Origin of the sequence: Pigmentiphaga sp. CHJ604 (assembly GCF_036972535.1) — a bacterium.
Lineage (GTDB): Bacteria > Pseudomonadota > Gammaproteobacteria > Burkholderiales > Burkholderiaceae_B > Pigmentiphaga > Pigmentiphaga daeguensis.
The window spans coordinates 1,155,773-1,170,950 of record NZ_CP136998.1 but is presented as its reverse complement, the minus strand read 5'-3'; the positions used below and the strand labels follow the sequence as shown (position 1 = coordinate 1,170,950).

Here is a 15,178-nt window from a genome sequence, read left to right as displayed (position 1 = left end):
CGCCGGCCGGGGCTCAGCGCCCCGAGACCTGCTCGCTTTCCACGGTCATGTCGAGCACGTAGGCGTAGCGGGAGGCGTCCGCCGGCGGATTGGCGAGGGTGTAGCGCTTGATACGCAGCACGTTGCGCACGCCGGCCGTATGGGTATAGCCCTGGATGTTGCCGTAGAAGGCTTCCCAGTCGCCATAGCCCTGCTTGACGCCGGCGGCGTCGTAGCTGACCGTGCGCACCCGCATGCATTTCATGTTCGGGATGAGGGGATGGCTGCAGGGAACCAGGTCCGGCGCCACCTCCAGGAACATGGTCTCGCCCGCCGACCCGTAGCGCGTCTCGTCGGTGGGCGTGCCGGCCAGCCGCCATTGGCTGCCGTCGGCGAAGGTGAGTTTCAGGGCGGGCTGCGCCCCCGCCTCGGGCCGCGCTGCGCCACCCAGGATCTCCCAGCCCGACACCGTCGGCAGCCGCTCGGCCACATCCCGTTCGTACTTCATCAAGGCCTGGTCCGGGCACATGCGCAAGGTGCCGGCCATCTGCGTGATGGCCATCCGCGCGCCATCCACGCGGTAGCCGCCGCCCAGCATGTTGCACAGCCCGGCCACGGAAACGCGCTCCCCGGCGAAGGTCAGCTGCAGCGCCTGGCCACCGTGGGTGTTTACCGCATCCGGCTGGGGCGCGCCGGTCGCGTTCAGCGCCTGTTGCAGGCGCCAGTGATAGGCCGTCAGGATCGAGGCATCGGTCTTGGCGCCGGAGCCGCCCGCCGCGCCGCCCTGCTGGGCACAGGCCGCCAGCCCCTGCACCACGACCGCCGCGAGCAGGATTTTCCAGGTCCGTTTCATGGACGTTCTCCTTCTTCTTGAGGCCATCAAGCGTAGCATTCCACGGCGCCCAGGCGCGCGGCGGCCCGCCGGGGAGTGCTACAACTGCAATAATCGCCCCATACCCGCAACAAGTCCTGACAAAGAAACGATGCCGGCGCACTATTTCATGGCCATCGGCCTGACCGTGGTCTTCTCCATCGGTACCGTCGCCCTGCACTACGAAGCCTTGCGCTTCATTTCCTCCATCCATCCGCGGCGCTGGAGCGGGCGGGCGAACATAGGCGTGCTGATCTGCGCCATCATCGCCGCCCATTGCCTGGAGGGCATGCTGTTCGGGGCCGGCTACTGGATAGGCGCGGAATGGCTGGGGCTGGGGCACCTGACCGGCGCGGCCAGCGCGGGCCCCCTGGCCTACATCTACTTCGGACTGGAAACCTTCACCACCCAGAGCCTGGGCGACATCTTTCCCACCGGGCCGCTGCGTCTGCTGGCCTCGGTGGAACCCCTGGTGGGCCTGATTCTGATCGGCTGGTCCACTTCGTTCACGTTCATTCTCATGCGGCGCAACTGGCGCGAGCGCCAGGACGGCGAAAACCGCCGCTGAGCGCCCCCCGCGCGCCCCGGGCCTATATCCTTCCCATCAACAGCAGGACGATCAGCACGACCAGGATCACCCCGATGATGCCCGAGGGCCCGTATCCCCAACTGGCAGCATGGGGCCATGCGGGAAAGGCGCCGATCAGCGCCAGCAGCAGGATGATCAGAATTATTGTGGTGAGCATGGCGTTCTCCTCGATAGCGAAGGAAGCGGCCTTGGCAAGGCCTGCCTGCTCCTCAGCAAGATGCGCGCCCGCCCTCGGCTTCAGACCCCCAGCCTGGCGCGCAGCGCCTGGCGATAGGGCCGCGACACCGACCAGGGTTGGCCCAGGCCGCGCAACTGGACGGTCCACGGCATCGAAGCGCCCCGCTCCAGCGCCTTGACGTGCCCCAGGTTGACCAGCGCCGTACGGTGGATGCGCATGAAACTCTCCTGTGGCAGCAGCTCCGCCCAGGCGGACAAGGGCCGCATGTCCTTGACCGAGCCCCCGCCCGCCAGCCAGATCAGGGAATAATCGCGCGCCGAGCGCACGCCCAGGATGTCCGCCGGGGCCAGTCCGCGGGTTCCGTGCCCCAGCCGCAGGTAAAGCAGGGGCTCGTAGAGCTGCGCGCGCGCCCGGCTGCGCTCGGTTTCCGTGCCGCCATAGCGGGCCTGCGCGATCAGGTCCGCGCACAGGAACAGGCCCAGCGCCTGCGCCGGCTGCCAGCGCACCGGCGCGCGCGTCGCATCGAAGCCTATGCAGGCGCGCAGGCGGCCTTCATGGAACACAGGCACGCTCAGCACGCTGCGATCCTGCTGGCGCAGCATTTCCGCCTGTACCGACCTTGCCGCGCGCGGCATGCGCGCCACGTCATGGATCATGACGGCGCGCCGCTGGTTCAGGGCGCGATGCAGCCACGCGATCATCGTGACCGGCGCATCCTGGAGATCGCTCACATGGGAGGTGATGCCGGACCGGCACCACTCATGGGTGTTGCGAAAGCGCAGGGCGCGCGCATCGTATTCGAACATCCATGCGCGATCGACCTGCGCCAGCGTTCCCAGCGCCTGCAGGGCCAGGAAGATGGCCTCGTCCTGGGGCCGGCTCATCAGTGCCAGGGCAACCTGGTGGACCCAGGCCCCCAGCGCCGGAGCCGGCGCGCACTGGTCGCGCTCCAGGGTCTCGAACGGCGCGTCGCTGTCCATGCTGTCCATGGCTGGCCTCTTGCGGCGCTATTTGCGGATGGCGTCCACGCACGCCTGCAACACCGGGCGCACGGCCTTCACGAACGCCTGGAAAGGCGCGCCCGTGCTGGTTTCCGGACCGCGCCAGTTGTAGGTGAAGCAGAACGTGACCGGCACCCGGTCGACGATCATCTGGCCGGGAAAGCTGATGGTGTGGAAGTCCAGCCAGTCGATGCTGCCTCCCTTGCCATACGCGATGATGTCCGCCGGCACCACCAGCGAGATCGCGTCGGCCATCGCCAGTATCCGCTTGTATTCCGTCAGGGTCGCCGGCTGGGTGAAGAACTTGCCCGACAGCGATTGCCGGTACCACGCCACCAGCTCGGTGGCCGTGCTGAGCATCGACTGCCTGTCGTTGATCGCCTGCCGCGCGTTCGGCAGCGAAGGCTGCGCCAGCTCCGCCATCAAGGCCTCCCAGCCCAGGTCCACGCCGTCGGGCGCCCCGGCCAGGTACGAGAACAGGCGGCGCGTCGAATCCGGGATCCGCGTATGCGTCAGCCCCGCCCGGGCGATCAGTTGCCGCACCCGGTCCGCCCCCACAGCGGCATAGGCCATGTCGGTGGCGGTGTTGTCGCTGTGGGCGATCATCGCCTCCAGCGCGTACTTGGCGGGCAGCGTGCCGTTCAGGTCGACGAATACAGGGCTGCCGGGCGAGCGGACCCCGTCGTCGATGGTCTGCGGCATGTTCCCGGAAATGCCGTTGTACGACGTTTCCGCATCGATCACGAACTGGCCCAGGATGAAGGTCTTGATCGCGCTGCCGATGAACAGTTGCCGGTCGGGGTTGTAGCTTGCGCTCCAGGAAGCATTGGGAACGTCGGCCCGCACCAGGCAGTGCGTGCCTTCGGGCGCCAGCGCGCCGAAATCGGCCACCGCCTTGAGAACCGCGTCGCTGGCATTGCCCTCGGCGGCCTGGGCATCGCCCCCGCACGCGGCCACGGCCTGCACGGCCAGCGCCGACGCGGTGAACTTGAAAAGCCTGCGGCGCTGCAGATCGGCCGGGTCGATGGGGAATTGCATGGTCGGGGACACTCCGCTGGTTGACGCCCGCTCACGCGCGGCCCGCCACCCCGGCAGCCGTCATGCGGAGCACGCATGGACGTCGCGGATGTTGGAAGTCGGTGTGGGAATTGTCAATCAGGAACGATCAATCGACGTTATTCGCCGACGAATCGACATACGCCCCCGCTGTCAGCCGGCGCCAGCGAAGGCTGGCGCCGGCTGCCGCGACTCATCGCCGCATCGAGCCTCCCGACGACGCGCCGTTGTCAGGCGAAGGAACCGGCTTGCCCGACGCGCCCGAGGACGGTCCCATGTCGGTCCGGGATTCCCGGTCGTTGCCGCCCGGCCGGGTGCGGTCGCCCGAAGGCTGAGCCGCATCCGAGCCGCTGCGGCCGGCGGGCAAGGGCTTGCCCGAGGCCCCGCTGGAGGGCCCCATGTCGCTGCGGCTTCCGTGCTCGACGGGCCCGGTCCGCTTGGTGGATTCGGGCTGCGGGCTGTTCTTCCCCTGGTCCGCGGGCAGGGGCTTGCCGGACGAGCCGGTCGACGGCCCCATGTCGGTCCTGGCATCCTGGCTCGTCCGGTCGGGCGAACTCGTCTGCGCGATGGCGAACGGCGTGGCAGCCGCCAGCAGGACGGCGAGCAGCGTGTTGCGAGTGGTACTCGAGCATTTCATGGCGTCACCTCTTTGGTTTTGGATATGAACCCGGGCTGCCGCAAAACGCGTACCCGGCTTCGCGAGGCGGCGAATGCCATGTCGAACGCCCAAACAAAAAGGGCTAGTGGCTGCTGGCGCACTAACCCTTGGAATTCCTTGGCGGAGCGGACGGGACTCGAACCCGCGACCCCCGGCGTGACAGGCCGGTATTCTAACCAACTGAACTACCGCTCCGCAGCGGCGTTTTTACTGCTGCCAACCTGTGGCGGTTGGCGTCCCCTAGGGGATTCGAACCCCTGTACTCACCGTGAAAGGGTGATGTCCTAGGCCTCTAGACGAAGGGGACCTGGAACTGCTGTTTCGTGGTGGAGGTAAGCGGGATCGAACCGCTGACCTCTTGCATGCCATGCAAGCGCTCTCCCAGCTGAGCTATACCCCCACGGTTACTGCCATTCAGTTACCGCCATCCATCTGGGTGGATGCCCGCTGAAATGTTTTTCAAGCGGGATCTGGATTATAGCCATATTTCAGCTTGCAAGTCCACGCAGGACCCGCCTGAGACACAGGCGGAGCAGAAAAGCAAAAGCCCTGCTAAACACGGGATTTAGCAGGGCTTTCTGATTCTTGGCGGAGCGGACGGGACTCGAACCCGCGACCCCCGGCGTGACAGGCCGGTATTCTAACCAACTGAACTACCGCTCCGCAGCGGCATATTTTTACTGCTGCCAACCTGTTCGGCTGGCGTCCCCTAGGGGATTCGAACCCCTGTACTCACCGTGAAAGGGTGATGTCCTAGGCCTCTAGACGAAGGGGACCCGGAACTACAGTACTGCTTCTTCCCGGACTGGTGGAGGTAAGCGGGATCGAACCGCTGACCTCTTGCATGCCATGCAAGCGCTCTCCCAGCTGAGCTATACCCCCGTCCTGCGAAGAAGCGAGATTATGCACGGTTTTTAAACCGTGTGCAAGCGGGCCAGCACTTTCTCGCGGCCAAGCAGTGACAGGACCGCATCGATGGCCGGCGTCTGCGCCCGTCCCGTCACGGCTACCCGCAGCGGTATCCCGAGCGCCGGCATCTTGACGCCATGCTTGGCCAGGGTGGCCTTCATCAGCGCCGAGATCTGTTCCCGGGTCCATTCGATCGAGCCGGCCTCTTGCGCGAAGTCGCGCAGGATCGCGCGCGCGGCATCGGTCAGGTGCTGCGCGACCAGGTCCGGCGGCGTGGCCGCGGCATCGAATTCGCCGCAGAACAACATGGCGTCGTCGGCCAGTTGCTCGAGCGTTTCGGCGCGTTCCTTGAGCAGCGCCATGATGGCCGGCAGGTCCACGCCGTCGACCGCCCCACCCCGCTTGGCGATGCGCGGCGCGACGCGCGCGGCCAGGTCGGCGTCGGCGCTCTGCTTGATGTAGTGGGCGTTGACCCAGTTGAGCTTCTTGGGATCCCACTGCGCCGCGGACTTCGACAGGCTGCGGGTATCGAACCACTCGACCAGTTGTTCGCGCGTGAAGATCTCGTCGTCGCCGTGGCTCCAGCCCAGGCGCGCGAGGTAGTTGATCATGGCTTCCGGCAGATAGCCCTGGTCGTCGTACTGCATGACGCTGACCGCGCCATGGCGCTTGGACAGTTTCTCGCCGTCCGGTCCCAGGATCATGGGCACGTGGCCGTATTCCGGCAGCGTGGCGCCCAGGGCCTTCAGGATGTTGACCTGGCGCGGCGTGTTGTTGACGTGGTCGTCGCCGCGGATGACGTGGGTGATGCCCATGTCCCAGTCGTCCACCACCACGCAGAAGTTGTAGGTGGGCGTGCCATCGGGCCGGGCGATGATGAGGTCGTCCAGTTCGGCGTTGGCGATGGTGATCGGGCCCTTGACCAGGTCGTTCCAGGTGACGTCGCCGTCCAGCGGATTGCGGAAGCGCACCACGGGCTTGCGGCCCTCGGGCACCGGCGGCAGGGTCTTGCCCGGCTCGGGCCGCCACGTGCCGTCGTAGCGCGGCTTGCGGCCTTCGGCCCGGGCGCGCTCGCGCATGGCTTCGAGTTCGTCGGGCGAGCAGTAGCAGTAATAGGCCGACCCGGCGGCCAGCATGCCCGCCAGCACCTCGCGATAGCGGTCCATGCGCTGCATCTGGTAGAACGGGCCTTCATCGTGATCGAGCGCCAGCCACGCCATGCCGTCCAGGATGGCTTGCACCGCTTCGGGGGTGGAACGCTCCAGGTCGGTATCCTCGATCCGCAGCACGAAGGTGCCGCCGTGGTGACGCGCGAACGCCCACGAGAACAGCGCCGTGCGCGCGCCGCCCAGGTGCAGAAAGCCCGTGGGCGACGGTGCGAAGCGGGTACGGACCGCGGGGTTGCGGCCGGACGACGAGGAATCGGTGCTCATAGGAAAACGGCTCTCGTGCAGGAGTGAATACTGGGCGCGCGAAGCGCGCCAGGGTCGGCTGACCGGGGTAGTATTGTATTGCAGCAAATCCGTGCGGCCCCGGGCCGCCACGCGCCTGCGCGTCCTCATCCAGAAAGGAGGGCCATGTCCCGGCACGCCCTGTCCCCGCTGTTCGATCCCCACTCGCTGATCGCCATCAGCGACCGGCCGCTGCCGATGATGGCCTCCCTGCCCGCCGCGCTGCGCGCCCGCACCACCGAGCTGCGGCTGGACGAGCGGCGCACCTGCGTCCTGCCCGCCGGGCTGGCCCAGGCGGCCGAGCGGCCCGACCTGGCGGTGGTGTCCGTTCCCCGCGACGCGCTGCGGACCACGCTGGAGACGCTGGCGCCGGCCCGGCCGCGAGCGGTGGCGGTGCTCACCCACGAGCCATCGCTCGAGGACAACGATTTCTGCCGTGCCTGGGCCGCGGCCCACGATTGCATACTGCTGGGGCCGCACAGCTTCGGGCTGCAACGGCCGCACGCCGGCCTCAACGCCAGCGTGCACCCCTCGCTGGGGCGCTCGGGCCGCGTCGCCCTGGTCACGCAATCGCGCTCCATCATGGCGGTCGTGATGGATTGGGCCGATGACAACCGGACCGGCTTCTCGACCGTCGTTTCCCTGGGCAGCGAAGCGGCGCTGGACGTGCCCCGCGTGCTGGATTTCCTGGTGGCCGACGCGCGCACCGATAGCATCGCGCTCTACCTGGAGGACGTGCGCGACGCCCGCGAATTCATGAGTGCGATCCGCGCCGCCGCCAGCGTCAAGCCGGTGGTGGTGCTCAAGGCCGGGCACGGCGGCCGAGAGCGCACTAGCGTGCGGCCCCTGGCCGCCGACGAGTCGGCCTCCGCCGCGCCGCCTCCGGTCCCGTCCGACATGGTCTTCGATGCCGCGCTGCGGCGCGCTGGCGCGGTGCGCGTCCGCTATTTCGTGCAACTGTTCTCGGCGGTGAAGGCGCTGGGCTTCGCCAAGCTGCCCAGCGGCCGGCGCATCGCCGTGCTGGCCAACGGCAGCGGTCCGGCGCAGCTGGCACTCGACCAGTTGGGGCCGGGCCGGCCGGTCATGCGCGCCGAACTGGGCGAAGACACGCGCAGGCAACTGGCTGCCACGCTCAGCGCCAATGCCTGGACCGACAATCCGGTGGTCGAGTTCTCGGCCCCCGATCCCCAGGCCTGCGCGCAGGCCGTGCAGGCCATCGTCGCCGACGCCGGCGTGGACGGCGTGCTGGCCGTGCTGTCGCCCGATCCCGAGGCCGACATGCGCGCGGTGGCGCAGGCCCTGGCCGCCACCGCGCCCAAGGCCTCGAAGCCGGTCATCACCTGCTTCATGGGCGATGCCGCCATGCGGCCGCTGCGCCGCATCCTGGACGACGCCGGCTCGCCCTCGTTCCGCACGCCCGAAGCGGCGGTGGACGCCTTCGGCAACCTGGCCACCTATCACTACAACCAGCAATTGCTGCTGCAGACCCCGCCCCCCGAGCCGCCCGGCCAGGAGCCCGATCTGGCCGGCGCGCGCATCCTGCTCGACGGCGCGCGGCGCGAGGGCCGGCTGACACTGACCGAACCCGAGAGCAAGGCGCTGCTGGCGGCCTTCCACATCCCGGTGGTCCAGGTCCTGCTTGCCCGCACCCCCGCCGAGGCGGTGATCGCCGCGCAGCAGATCGGTTTTCCCGTGGCCATCAAGATCGACTCGCCCGACGTGGTGCGCAAATCGGCGGTCCGGGGCGTGCACCTGGACATCCGCAACAGCACCGAACTCGTCACCGCCTACCAGCGCATGCTGGCGAATGCCCACGCCGCCGCGCCGCAGGCCTACATCGAAGGCATCACGGTGGAGGCCATGGCCGGCCCGCCCGGCTCGGCCAAGGTCTCCATGGGCGTGGCCCGCGACGCGCTGTTCGGACCGGTGATCCGTTTCGGATCCGCGCGCTCGCGCAGCGAAAGCCCCTCCAACCGCAGCCTGGAACTGCCGCCGCTCAACGGCTTCCTGGCGCGCCGCCTGATGGAGCGTTCGCCGGTCTGGCGCTACGCGTTGGCGGGCCAGCTATCGCCGCGCGCACTCGACGCGCTGGAGGACGTGCTGGTCCGCATTTCCGAGATCGTCTGCGCGCTGCCCGATATCGAGACCATAGACATCGACCCGGTCATGATCGACGGCGACCGGGTCGTCGCGGCCGACACCCGCATCACGCTCACGCGCGAGACCGCGGGCGACGCCGACGCGGGCCTGGGCGGCTACGCCCACATGGCCATCCACCCCTACCCCGCCCGCCTGGTCAGGCACCTGCAATTCAAGGACGGCTCGCCCTACACCATCCGCCCCATCCGGCCCGAGGACGCGGCACCGTTGCAGGACTTCACCCGCCAGTTGTCCGAACACACGCGCTACATGCGCTTCATCTCGTTCATGCGCGAGCTCTCGCCGCGGACACTGGCGCGCTACACCCAGGTCGACTACCACCGGGAACTGGCCCTGGTGGCCACGGTCTGGGAAGCCGACCCCGACCACCCCGGCGAACTGCGCGAGGCCATCATCGGCGTGGCGCGTTATCTGCTGAACGCCGACGGCGAAAGCGCCGAATACGCGCTGGTCATCGGCGACGCGTGGCAACGGCGCGGACTGGGCATCCAGCTCATGACGACGCTGGTGGACGCGGCGCGCAGGCAAGGATTGGCCGTCATCGAAGGCTTGGTACTGGGCAACAACCGGCCGATGCTGACGCTGATGGGCCGGCTGGGGTTCCACGTCGACGTGGACCCCGACGACTTCAGCATGCGGCGGGTGTGGCTGCGCCTGAAAGGCGACGGCGCCCCGGCGGGCGACGGTCCGGCGGGCTAGCGCGGACGGGGGCTTTCCTTCCTGGCCAGGCCGGCGACGAAACCCAGCGCGGCCAGGGCAACCAGCGCGGATACGGCAAATCCGGACACCGCACCGTGCGCCAGCAAGCCCGCGCCCAGCGCGGTCCCCAGGGCGATGCCCAGGTAGATGCAGGAGGCGTTCAGCGCGACCACCAGCGGCGCCTCCTGCGGCGCGGCGTTGGTCAGGCGCAGTTGCTGCGGCGGTGTCTGACCCCAGCTGCTCATGCCCCAGACCAGCACGAGCAGCCCCACGGCCACCTCGTGGCCGGCGCCCGCCACGGCCAGCCACGCCATGATTGCGAATGACGCCGCCATGGCCACGTATGCGGTGACCGACACCGGCGTGGGCCCCCAGCGATCGGTCCCGTAACCGGCAAGCAGGTTGCCCAGCACCGCCCCGACGCCGTAGCAGAGCAGCATCGCGCCGATGTGTCCGTCGGCGATCCCCAGGGCCTGCAAGGCGGGCACGCTGTAGGCATACACGATGTAGCAGGCCGTCATGCCCACCACCGTGAGCGGCAGCACCCAGGCCACCGCCGGCCGGCGCAGCACCGCCAGGCGCGCGCGCAGCGACGAACGCGCCTGCCCCGGCAGGGCGGGCATGATCAGCGCCACGCCCACGCAGGCCAACGCCGCCAGCGCGGCCACCATGCCCAGCGCCGTGCGCCAGCCGAACCACTGGCTGACCAGATTGCCCAGCGGCACGCCCAGTGCCGTCGCCACCGTCAACCCGCCCGTGACCAGCGAAAACGCCCGCGCCCGCAGCTCAGGCCGCACCAGCGCCCCACCCGCCGCCGTGGCCGTCGGCGTATAGGCCGCCGCCCCCACCGCCGCCAACGCTCGGCTTGCCAGCAGCGTCCAGATGTCCGGTGCCAGCGCCGAAAGCAGATTGGCCAACGCCAGCACCGCCAGCGCCCCCACCAGCACCCGATTGCGCGACCACGGTGCCGTGACCGTCGCCAGCACCGGCGCCAACAACGCATACGTTCCCGCGAACACCGTGACCGACAGCCCCGTCATGGAATTCGATGCCTGCAACGACTGCGCGATCGAAGGCAGGAACCCCGACACGATGAACGCATCCGTCCCCACCGCGAACGTCCCCAGCGCAAGAATGGCAACCGATCCCAACCCCTGCCCCGGCAAGGCACTGACAGACGAAGAAGCGCTACGCGTCATGATGAAGAACTCGGCAAGAAGCGAGGCCATGCCTCTATTCTGGATATCTTATATCCAGATTAAAAACAAAACAAACCCCAACCGCAGCCAGCGAAGCACAAATGCCACAACCCAAGAAACAGGTACTAGACCCAGGATGCGGTGGATCCGGCTCCGCCGGTCCACCCGCATCGCCCCCTGGGGGGCGCGCGAAGCGCGTAGGGGGGGACCTACCTCAAGCTGAAGTCCACCCCCGTCTGCTTCGCGCCCTCGGCGGGCTTGGCCTCGATCTTGGGCGCGACCACGAAGGCCCGCTCGCCCAGCTTGGCCTCGCGCAGCACGGCCATCACGGCCTGCGCGCGCCGCACGGCCAGTTCGCGCAACTGGTCCGGCCCCACGTTGACGCTGGCTGCCAGCAGCGCCTCCATATCGGGACCGGGCAAGGACTTGGCAAGGCCGATCACGTTGCGCGGCTTGTCGATCTTGGCGGCCTTGTAGGCGCTTTCCAGGTAGCGGGCCCGCTGCGCGGCATCCAGCGGCGGCAGGTCCTTCCCGTCGGCGTCGTCCCCCTTCTTGCGCAGGTCTTCCCGCTGCTGGACGCGGATCAGGGCGTCGACGCCGGCCTTGCGCAGGCCCTCGGTGTCCACGGACGGGTTGGCCCGGCCGGCCACGTCCAGCTTCAACGCCGGACGGTCGTTCAAGGCCTTGACCAGCGTTTCGACGCGTTTGCGCGCATCGTCGTCGAGCACGGCGCGGCCCGGCGCGAAATCGATGTGGGACAGCTCCTCGCCCGAGCCGAAGGCCGAGGCCAGCAGCGAGAACGGCGCCGTCACCGCCCGCACGATCAGGTTGACCAGCGCGCGGAAGATGATGCCGCCCACCGAAAACTGCGGGTCGTCCAGCGATCCGGAGATGGGCAGTTCGATGTCGATTTCGCCCCGGCTGTTCTTGAGCAGCGAGACCGCCAGCAGCACCGGCAGCTTCAGGGCATCGGGGCTGTCGACGCGTTCGCCGAAGGTGAGCTGGTCGAGGAAGATCTTGTTGCTGGCCTGGAGCTTGCCGTCCTGGATCAGGTAGTGCACGTCCATCGACAGCTTGCCGCGTTCGATGGCATAGCCGGCGTACTTGGCGGCATAGGGAGTCAGCGCCGGCAGTTCCACGCCCTTGGCGCTGGCATGGATGTCCGTGTACAGCCGCGGACCGAAGGGGTGGAGCTTGCCCGTGATGTCCACCGGCGCGTCGCCGTCCACCTTGGCCGTCACCTGCACGTCGGCCGGCTGGCTGTCGGCCGAGGATACGGCCGAGATGCTGCCGGCGATGTCGGTCAGGTTGGCGCGGTAATTGGGCTTGACGAAGTTGTCGGTGAAATTGATGTGGCCTCGCGCCAGCTGCACCGCGCCCACCCGGATGTCGCGCGGCATTCCGCCCGCCTCGGGGGCTGCCGCGCCTGTTTCCTTGGCGCCCTGCACCCGCCGTTCCGATGCCGCCGGCTCGCCGGCCTTCGTTGCCGGCCCGGCCGGCTTCTCGTCGGTGATGGAACCGGCCTGTTCGCCCGGCTGGACGATCAGCTGCGACAGGTTCAACCGCCCCTGCTCGCTCAGGATCACCCGTGCGAAGAAATCTTCCAGCGAGATGTCGCCCAGGTCGGCCTTGAGCGTATCGCCCGCGCTGGCCACGTCCAGCCGCTTGAACGCCAGCCGCTTCCATTTCAGGAAATCCGCCGAGTTGAGCTTGTCGATCAAGTCGAGATTGGTGATCTCGGCGGCGCCGGTCCAGGCCGCGCGCTGCGGCTGCCTGCCGGTGGCGGCCGCGAACTCCAGCCTGCCGTTGGCGCCGGCCACGACGCTCTTGACGGTGGCGTTGAGCCGCTCCGCCAGGTAGGGGGCGAGCGCGGTCAGGTCCAGCCGGTCGGCGCGCACCTGGGCCTTGACCGAAAGCGGCTCGGGCACGACCGTGCCCTTGATGTCGGCGGTGCCGCGACCCTGGACGGACGAGCGCAGCGAGAAATCGACGGGCGCCCGCAGGTTCGACCCGAGGTTGCGCGCCTCCATCTGCAAGCCGTCCAGCCTCAGCGCCACGCGGGGCGACACGGACTCGTCGGTCAGCCTGAGCGAGCTCTTGGCGACCGACAGTGTGCCCGCGCTCACCTTCCACGCGGCCTGGCCATGGCCGGCGGGGGCCGGGGTCGGCTTGCCGGCGGGTCGGGTCCGGGGCGCGGCCGGAATGGCGATATCCGCCCAGCTCACGGCCGACGAGGCCGAGCGGGTGGCCGCCAATGCCAGGCCGTCGATGGCGATGCGTTCAATCCGTGCCATACGCCCCGCCAGGTCGCCAGCCAGCCCGCCCACCTCCAGCGACTCCAGTTTCAGGCTGGATGCCTTGTCCGAGACCGGTGCCGCGGCCAGCTTGCGCAGCGCGACGCTGCCATCGCTCCAGCGCACCGCCAGGGATTCGCCCTGCTCCACGTGCAGCCTGGCCGCCGCGCCCAGCGAGCCGTCGTCGATGCGCAGCGCCAGGTACGGCTTCCACAGCGGCGCCAGCGCAGGCAGCGCCAGCGAATCCAGCTTGAGGTCGAGGTCCGCCGACAAAGGCTGGAGGCGGACCGGGCCGCTGACGTCCAGGCGGCCCGCCTCGCCCACGCGCGCGGCCACGGTCAAGGGCACGGCCTGGTCCTGCGCCGCGGGCAGGTTCAGATCGCGCAGCTCCGCCGCGAACTCCGAGATGCGGTAATCGAAGCGATCCTGCTCATCGTGCCAGGCGAGTTCGCCGTCCTGCAGCGCCACGGTTCCCACCGACACATGCCAAGCATCGGCCTGTGCGGGCGCGGGCGCGGAAGAAGGCGCCGGGGCCGGGCTGGCGGACGGCGACGGCGCGGCCGGCGCCGCGGGCGCAGGCGCAGCGGGCTGCTGGAAACGGCCAGCCACCTCGGCCAGGTTCACGCGCCCGTCGGCCGAGCGGCTGGCATGGATCGAGGGGCCGGCCAGGACGATGCGCTCGGCCTGGAACCGGCGCGCCAGCGGCTCCAATGCGAACTTCTCGAGCGCCAGGCTCTTGAACGCCAGCAGCGCGGCATCGCCCTGGTCGCGCACGTCCACCTCGCGCACCGTGGCATTGCCTTCCAGGCGGACCTTGGGCGCCGCCGAGCCGCCTTCCTCGAACACCAGCTGGGCATCGCTGTCGAGCCGGGCGTGCTTGAGCACCACCGGCATCGCGCCCGGCACGGCATCGGCCAGCGCATCCAGCCCCAGGTCGTCGATCTTGAGATGCAGCGAGGACGTACGCGGCGTATCGAAGGGCCGCGCGGTGCCCTCCAGGTTGAGCGGACTGCCGTTGACCAGCGCCGACAGCCTGGGTTGCACGTCGATGTCGGTGGCATAGGCCAGCGTGGACAGGAAGGGAATGCCCACCTGCAGGTCGCGCACGGTGTGCTGGCGGCCCGTGACCTTGTCGTCGACAGTGATCTCGCCGCCGTCCAGCTTGACGTTGTTCAGCGAAAACCGGGGCGGCGGCCCGTCTTCCGAGGGCTTGGCGGCCAGGCGGTCGAGCATGTCGCTGATGTTGAAGCGTTGCGGCCCCTCGCGGACCAGCGAGACGCGCGGCGCGGTGATCGTCAGCCCGTCCACCACCGGCGCGAGCCGGAACAGCGACGAAACCGAGGCATTGACCTCGACCTGCTCCACCGAGAAATCCGGATGGGTGCCCGCCTGGTCGAGAATGGCGAAGTCATGGACGCGCAGGCGCAGCTTGAAAGGATTGAACGACACCTCGCCCACGCGTGCCGTACGCCCCAGCACCTCCGGCACCTGGGCCAGCGCCACGCTGCGGACCAGCCGGGGAATGCCCCAGGCGGTCAGGGCCAGGAACAGCAGCCACAGGACCAGCAGGGCAATGAGAATACGAACCAGCGGCTTGCGCCGCCGCCTGATGCCGTCGACCGTCCCCCCCAGCGTGAAAGCCACGTCGCGATCCGGTCAGAGGGAATTGCTGGCCGACATGAACAGCTTGGTCGATCGCGCTCCGCTGCGGCAGAAGGCCAGGACCGGCCCCGGCAGGGTCTTGAGCAGGGAAGCGAAGGTGGAAACGTCGCCGGGCTGGATGTTCGCGCCGTTGACCGGCTGGTGGACGTAGTTCAACCCCGCCGCCTGCGCCGCGGCCTGCATCTGCTCGCTGGAGGGCTGGGCCGGCCCACCTTCGAAATCGGGCCGGTTGTTGATGACGCTCTTGAAACCGGCCGCCGCGACGGCGGCCATGTCTTCCGGGGCCAGTTGGGGGGCCACGGCGAAGTTTTCGGTAAGGGAAGTGAATGCGGACATGCGAGTCTCCGGAAGGATCCCCCCGCGCGCCGCGCGCGCTCCGGAAGCGCCTTGCGGGCCGCGCGTTGCGGGGGATCGATAAGGGGTAATCCTAACTCGGAGACGTCCGCCAGACAAACGAAACGCGCAGAATACG

11 protein-coding genes and 6 tRNA genes are annotated in these 15,178 nt (G+C 68.8%); 2 read left to right on the top strand and 15 right to left on the bottom strand.

Translation table 11 applies throughout. From position 1 onward, the window contains the following. Positions 1 to 13: 13 nt before the first annotated feature. Positions 14 to 832 carry an META and DUF4377 domain-containing protein gene (locus R4823_RS05695; RefSeq protein ID WP_338617856.1) on the bottom strand — a complete coding sequence of 273 codons (819 nt, stop codon included), beginning with the start codon at positions 830 to 832 and terminating at the stop codon, positions 14 to 16. A gap of 130 nt (positions 833 to 962) precedes the next feature. Between R4823_RS05695 and R4823_RS05690 the strand changes: the two genes are divergently transcribed. After that, complete coding sequence (locus tag R4823_RS05690; protein ID WP_279816636.1) at positions 963 to 1,418, top strand: ion channel; 456 nt, start codon at positions 963 to 965, stop codon at positions 1,416 to 1,418. A gap of 22 nt (positions 1,419 to 1,440) precedes the next feature. Here R4823_RS05690 and R4823_RS05685 read toward each other — a convergent pair whose 3' ends face one another. The 11 genes from R4823_RS05685 to gltX all read right to left on the bottom strand — a co-directional run bounded on the left by R4823_RS05685 (position 1,441) and on the right by gltX (position 6,674). Continuing rightward, complete coding sequence (locus R4823_RS05685) at positions 1,441 to 1,596, bottom strand: DUF3309 family protein (RefSeq protein ID WP_087837150.1); 156 nt, start codon at positions 1,594 to 1,596, stop codon at positions 1,441 to 1,443. A gap of 80 nt (positions 1,597 to 1,676) precedes the next feature. Continuing rightward, positions 1,677 to 2,606, bottom strand: coding sequence for a LytTR family transcriptional regulator DNA-binding domain-containing protein (locus tag R4823_RS05680; RefSeq protein ID WP_279816632.1), 930 nt, complete (start codon positions 2,604 to 2,606; stop codon positions 1,677 to 1,679). 18 nt (positions 2,607 to 2,624) lie between these two features. Further along, positions 2,625 to 3,656 carry a serine hydrolase gene (locus R4823_RS05675; RefSeq protein ID WP_279816630.1) on the bottom strand — a complete coding sequence of 344 codons (1,032 nt, stop codon included), beginning with the start codon at positions 3,654 to 3,656 and terminating at the stop codon, positions 2,625 to 2,627. A 211-nt stretch (positions 3,657 to 3,867) separates the two neighbouring features. Beyond that, positions 3,868 to 4,311, bottom strand: a complete 444-nt coding sequence (locus R4823_RS05670; RefSeq protein WP_087837152.1) for a hypothetical protein — start codon at positions 4,309 to 4,311, stop codon at positions 3,868 to 3,870. 139 nt (positions 4,312 to 4,450) lie between these two features. Continuing rightward, a tRNA-Asp gene (locus tag R4823_RS05665) sits at positions 4,451 to 4,527 on the bottom strand. Between the two features lie 36 nt (positions 4,528 to 4,563). Beyond that, positions 4,564 to 4,639 (bottom strand) — tRNA-Glu (locus tag R4823_RS05660). 17 nt (positions 4,640 to 4,656) lie between these two features. Next, a tRNA-Ala gene (locus R4823_RS05655) sits at positions 4,657 to 4,732 on the bottom strand. Positions 4,733 to 4,918: 186 nt separating this feature from the next. Further along, positions 4,919 to 4,995: transfer RNA gene (locus R4823_RS05650), tRNA-Asp, on the bottom strand. A 37-nt stretch (positions 4,996 to 5,032) separates the two neighbouring features. Continuing rightward, a tRNA-Glu gene (locus R4823_RS05645) sits at positions 5,033 to 5,108 on the bottom strand. A 30-nt stretch (positions 5,109 to 5,138) separates the two neighbouring features. Further along, positions 5,139 to 5,214 (bottom strand) — tRNA-Ala (locus R4823_RS05640). Between the two features lie 32 nt (positions 5,215 to 5,246). Then, on the bottom strand, positions 5,247 to 6,674 hold the full coding sequence (gene gltX, locus R4823_RS05635) for a glutamate--tRNA ligase (RefSeq protein ID WP_087837153.1): 1,428 nt from the start codon (positions 6,672 to 6,674) through the stop codon (positions 5,247 to 5,249). A 144-nt stretch (positions 6,675 to 6,818) separates the two neighbouring features. Here gltX and R4823_RS05630 point away from each other — a divergent pair, with 144 nt between their 5' ends. Continuing rightward, positions 6,819 to 9,551: a bifunctional acetate--CoA ligase family protein/GNAT family N-acetyltransferase gene (locus R4823_RS05630; protein WP_132979168.1), complete on the top strand. Its 2,733-nt coding sequence runs from the start codon at positions 6,819 to 6,821 to the stop codon at positions 9,549 to 9,551. Here the strand turns inward: R4823_RS05630 and R4823_RS05625 are convergent. From R4823_RS05625 to R4823_RS05615, 3 genes are all read right to left on the bottom strand, one after another. Further along, positions 9,548 to 10,780 (bottom strand): MFS transporter, encoded by a 1,233-nt coding sequence (locus R4823_RS05625; protein WP_243724399.1) that lies wholly within the window; start codon positions 10,778 to 10,780, stop codon positions 9,548 to 9,550. The two genes, R4823_RS05630 and R4823_RS05625, sit on opposite strands and share 4 nt — an antisense overlap. Before the next feature lie 179 nt (positions 10,781 to 10,959). Next, positions 10,960 to 14,688, bottom strand: a complete 3,729-nt coding sequence (locus R4823_RS05620; protein WP_338617844.1) for a DUF748 domain-containing protein — start codon at positions 14,686 to 14,688, stop codon at positions 10,960 to 10,962. 12 nt (positions 14,689 to 14,700) lie between these two features. Beyond that, positions 14,701 to 15,042 (bottom strand): TIGR01244 family sulfur transferase, encoded by a 342-nt coding sequence (locus R4823_RS05615; RefSeq protein WP_087837156.1) that lies wholly within the window; start codon positions 15,040 to 15,042, stop codon positions 14,701 to 14,703. Between the last annotated feature and the right edge of the window lie 136 nt (positions 15,043 to 15,178).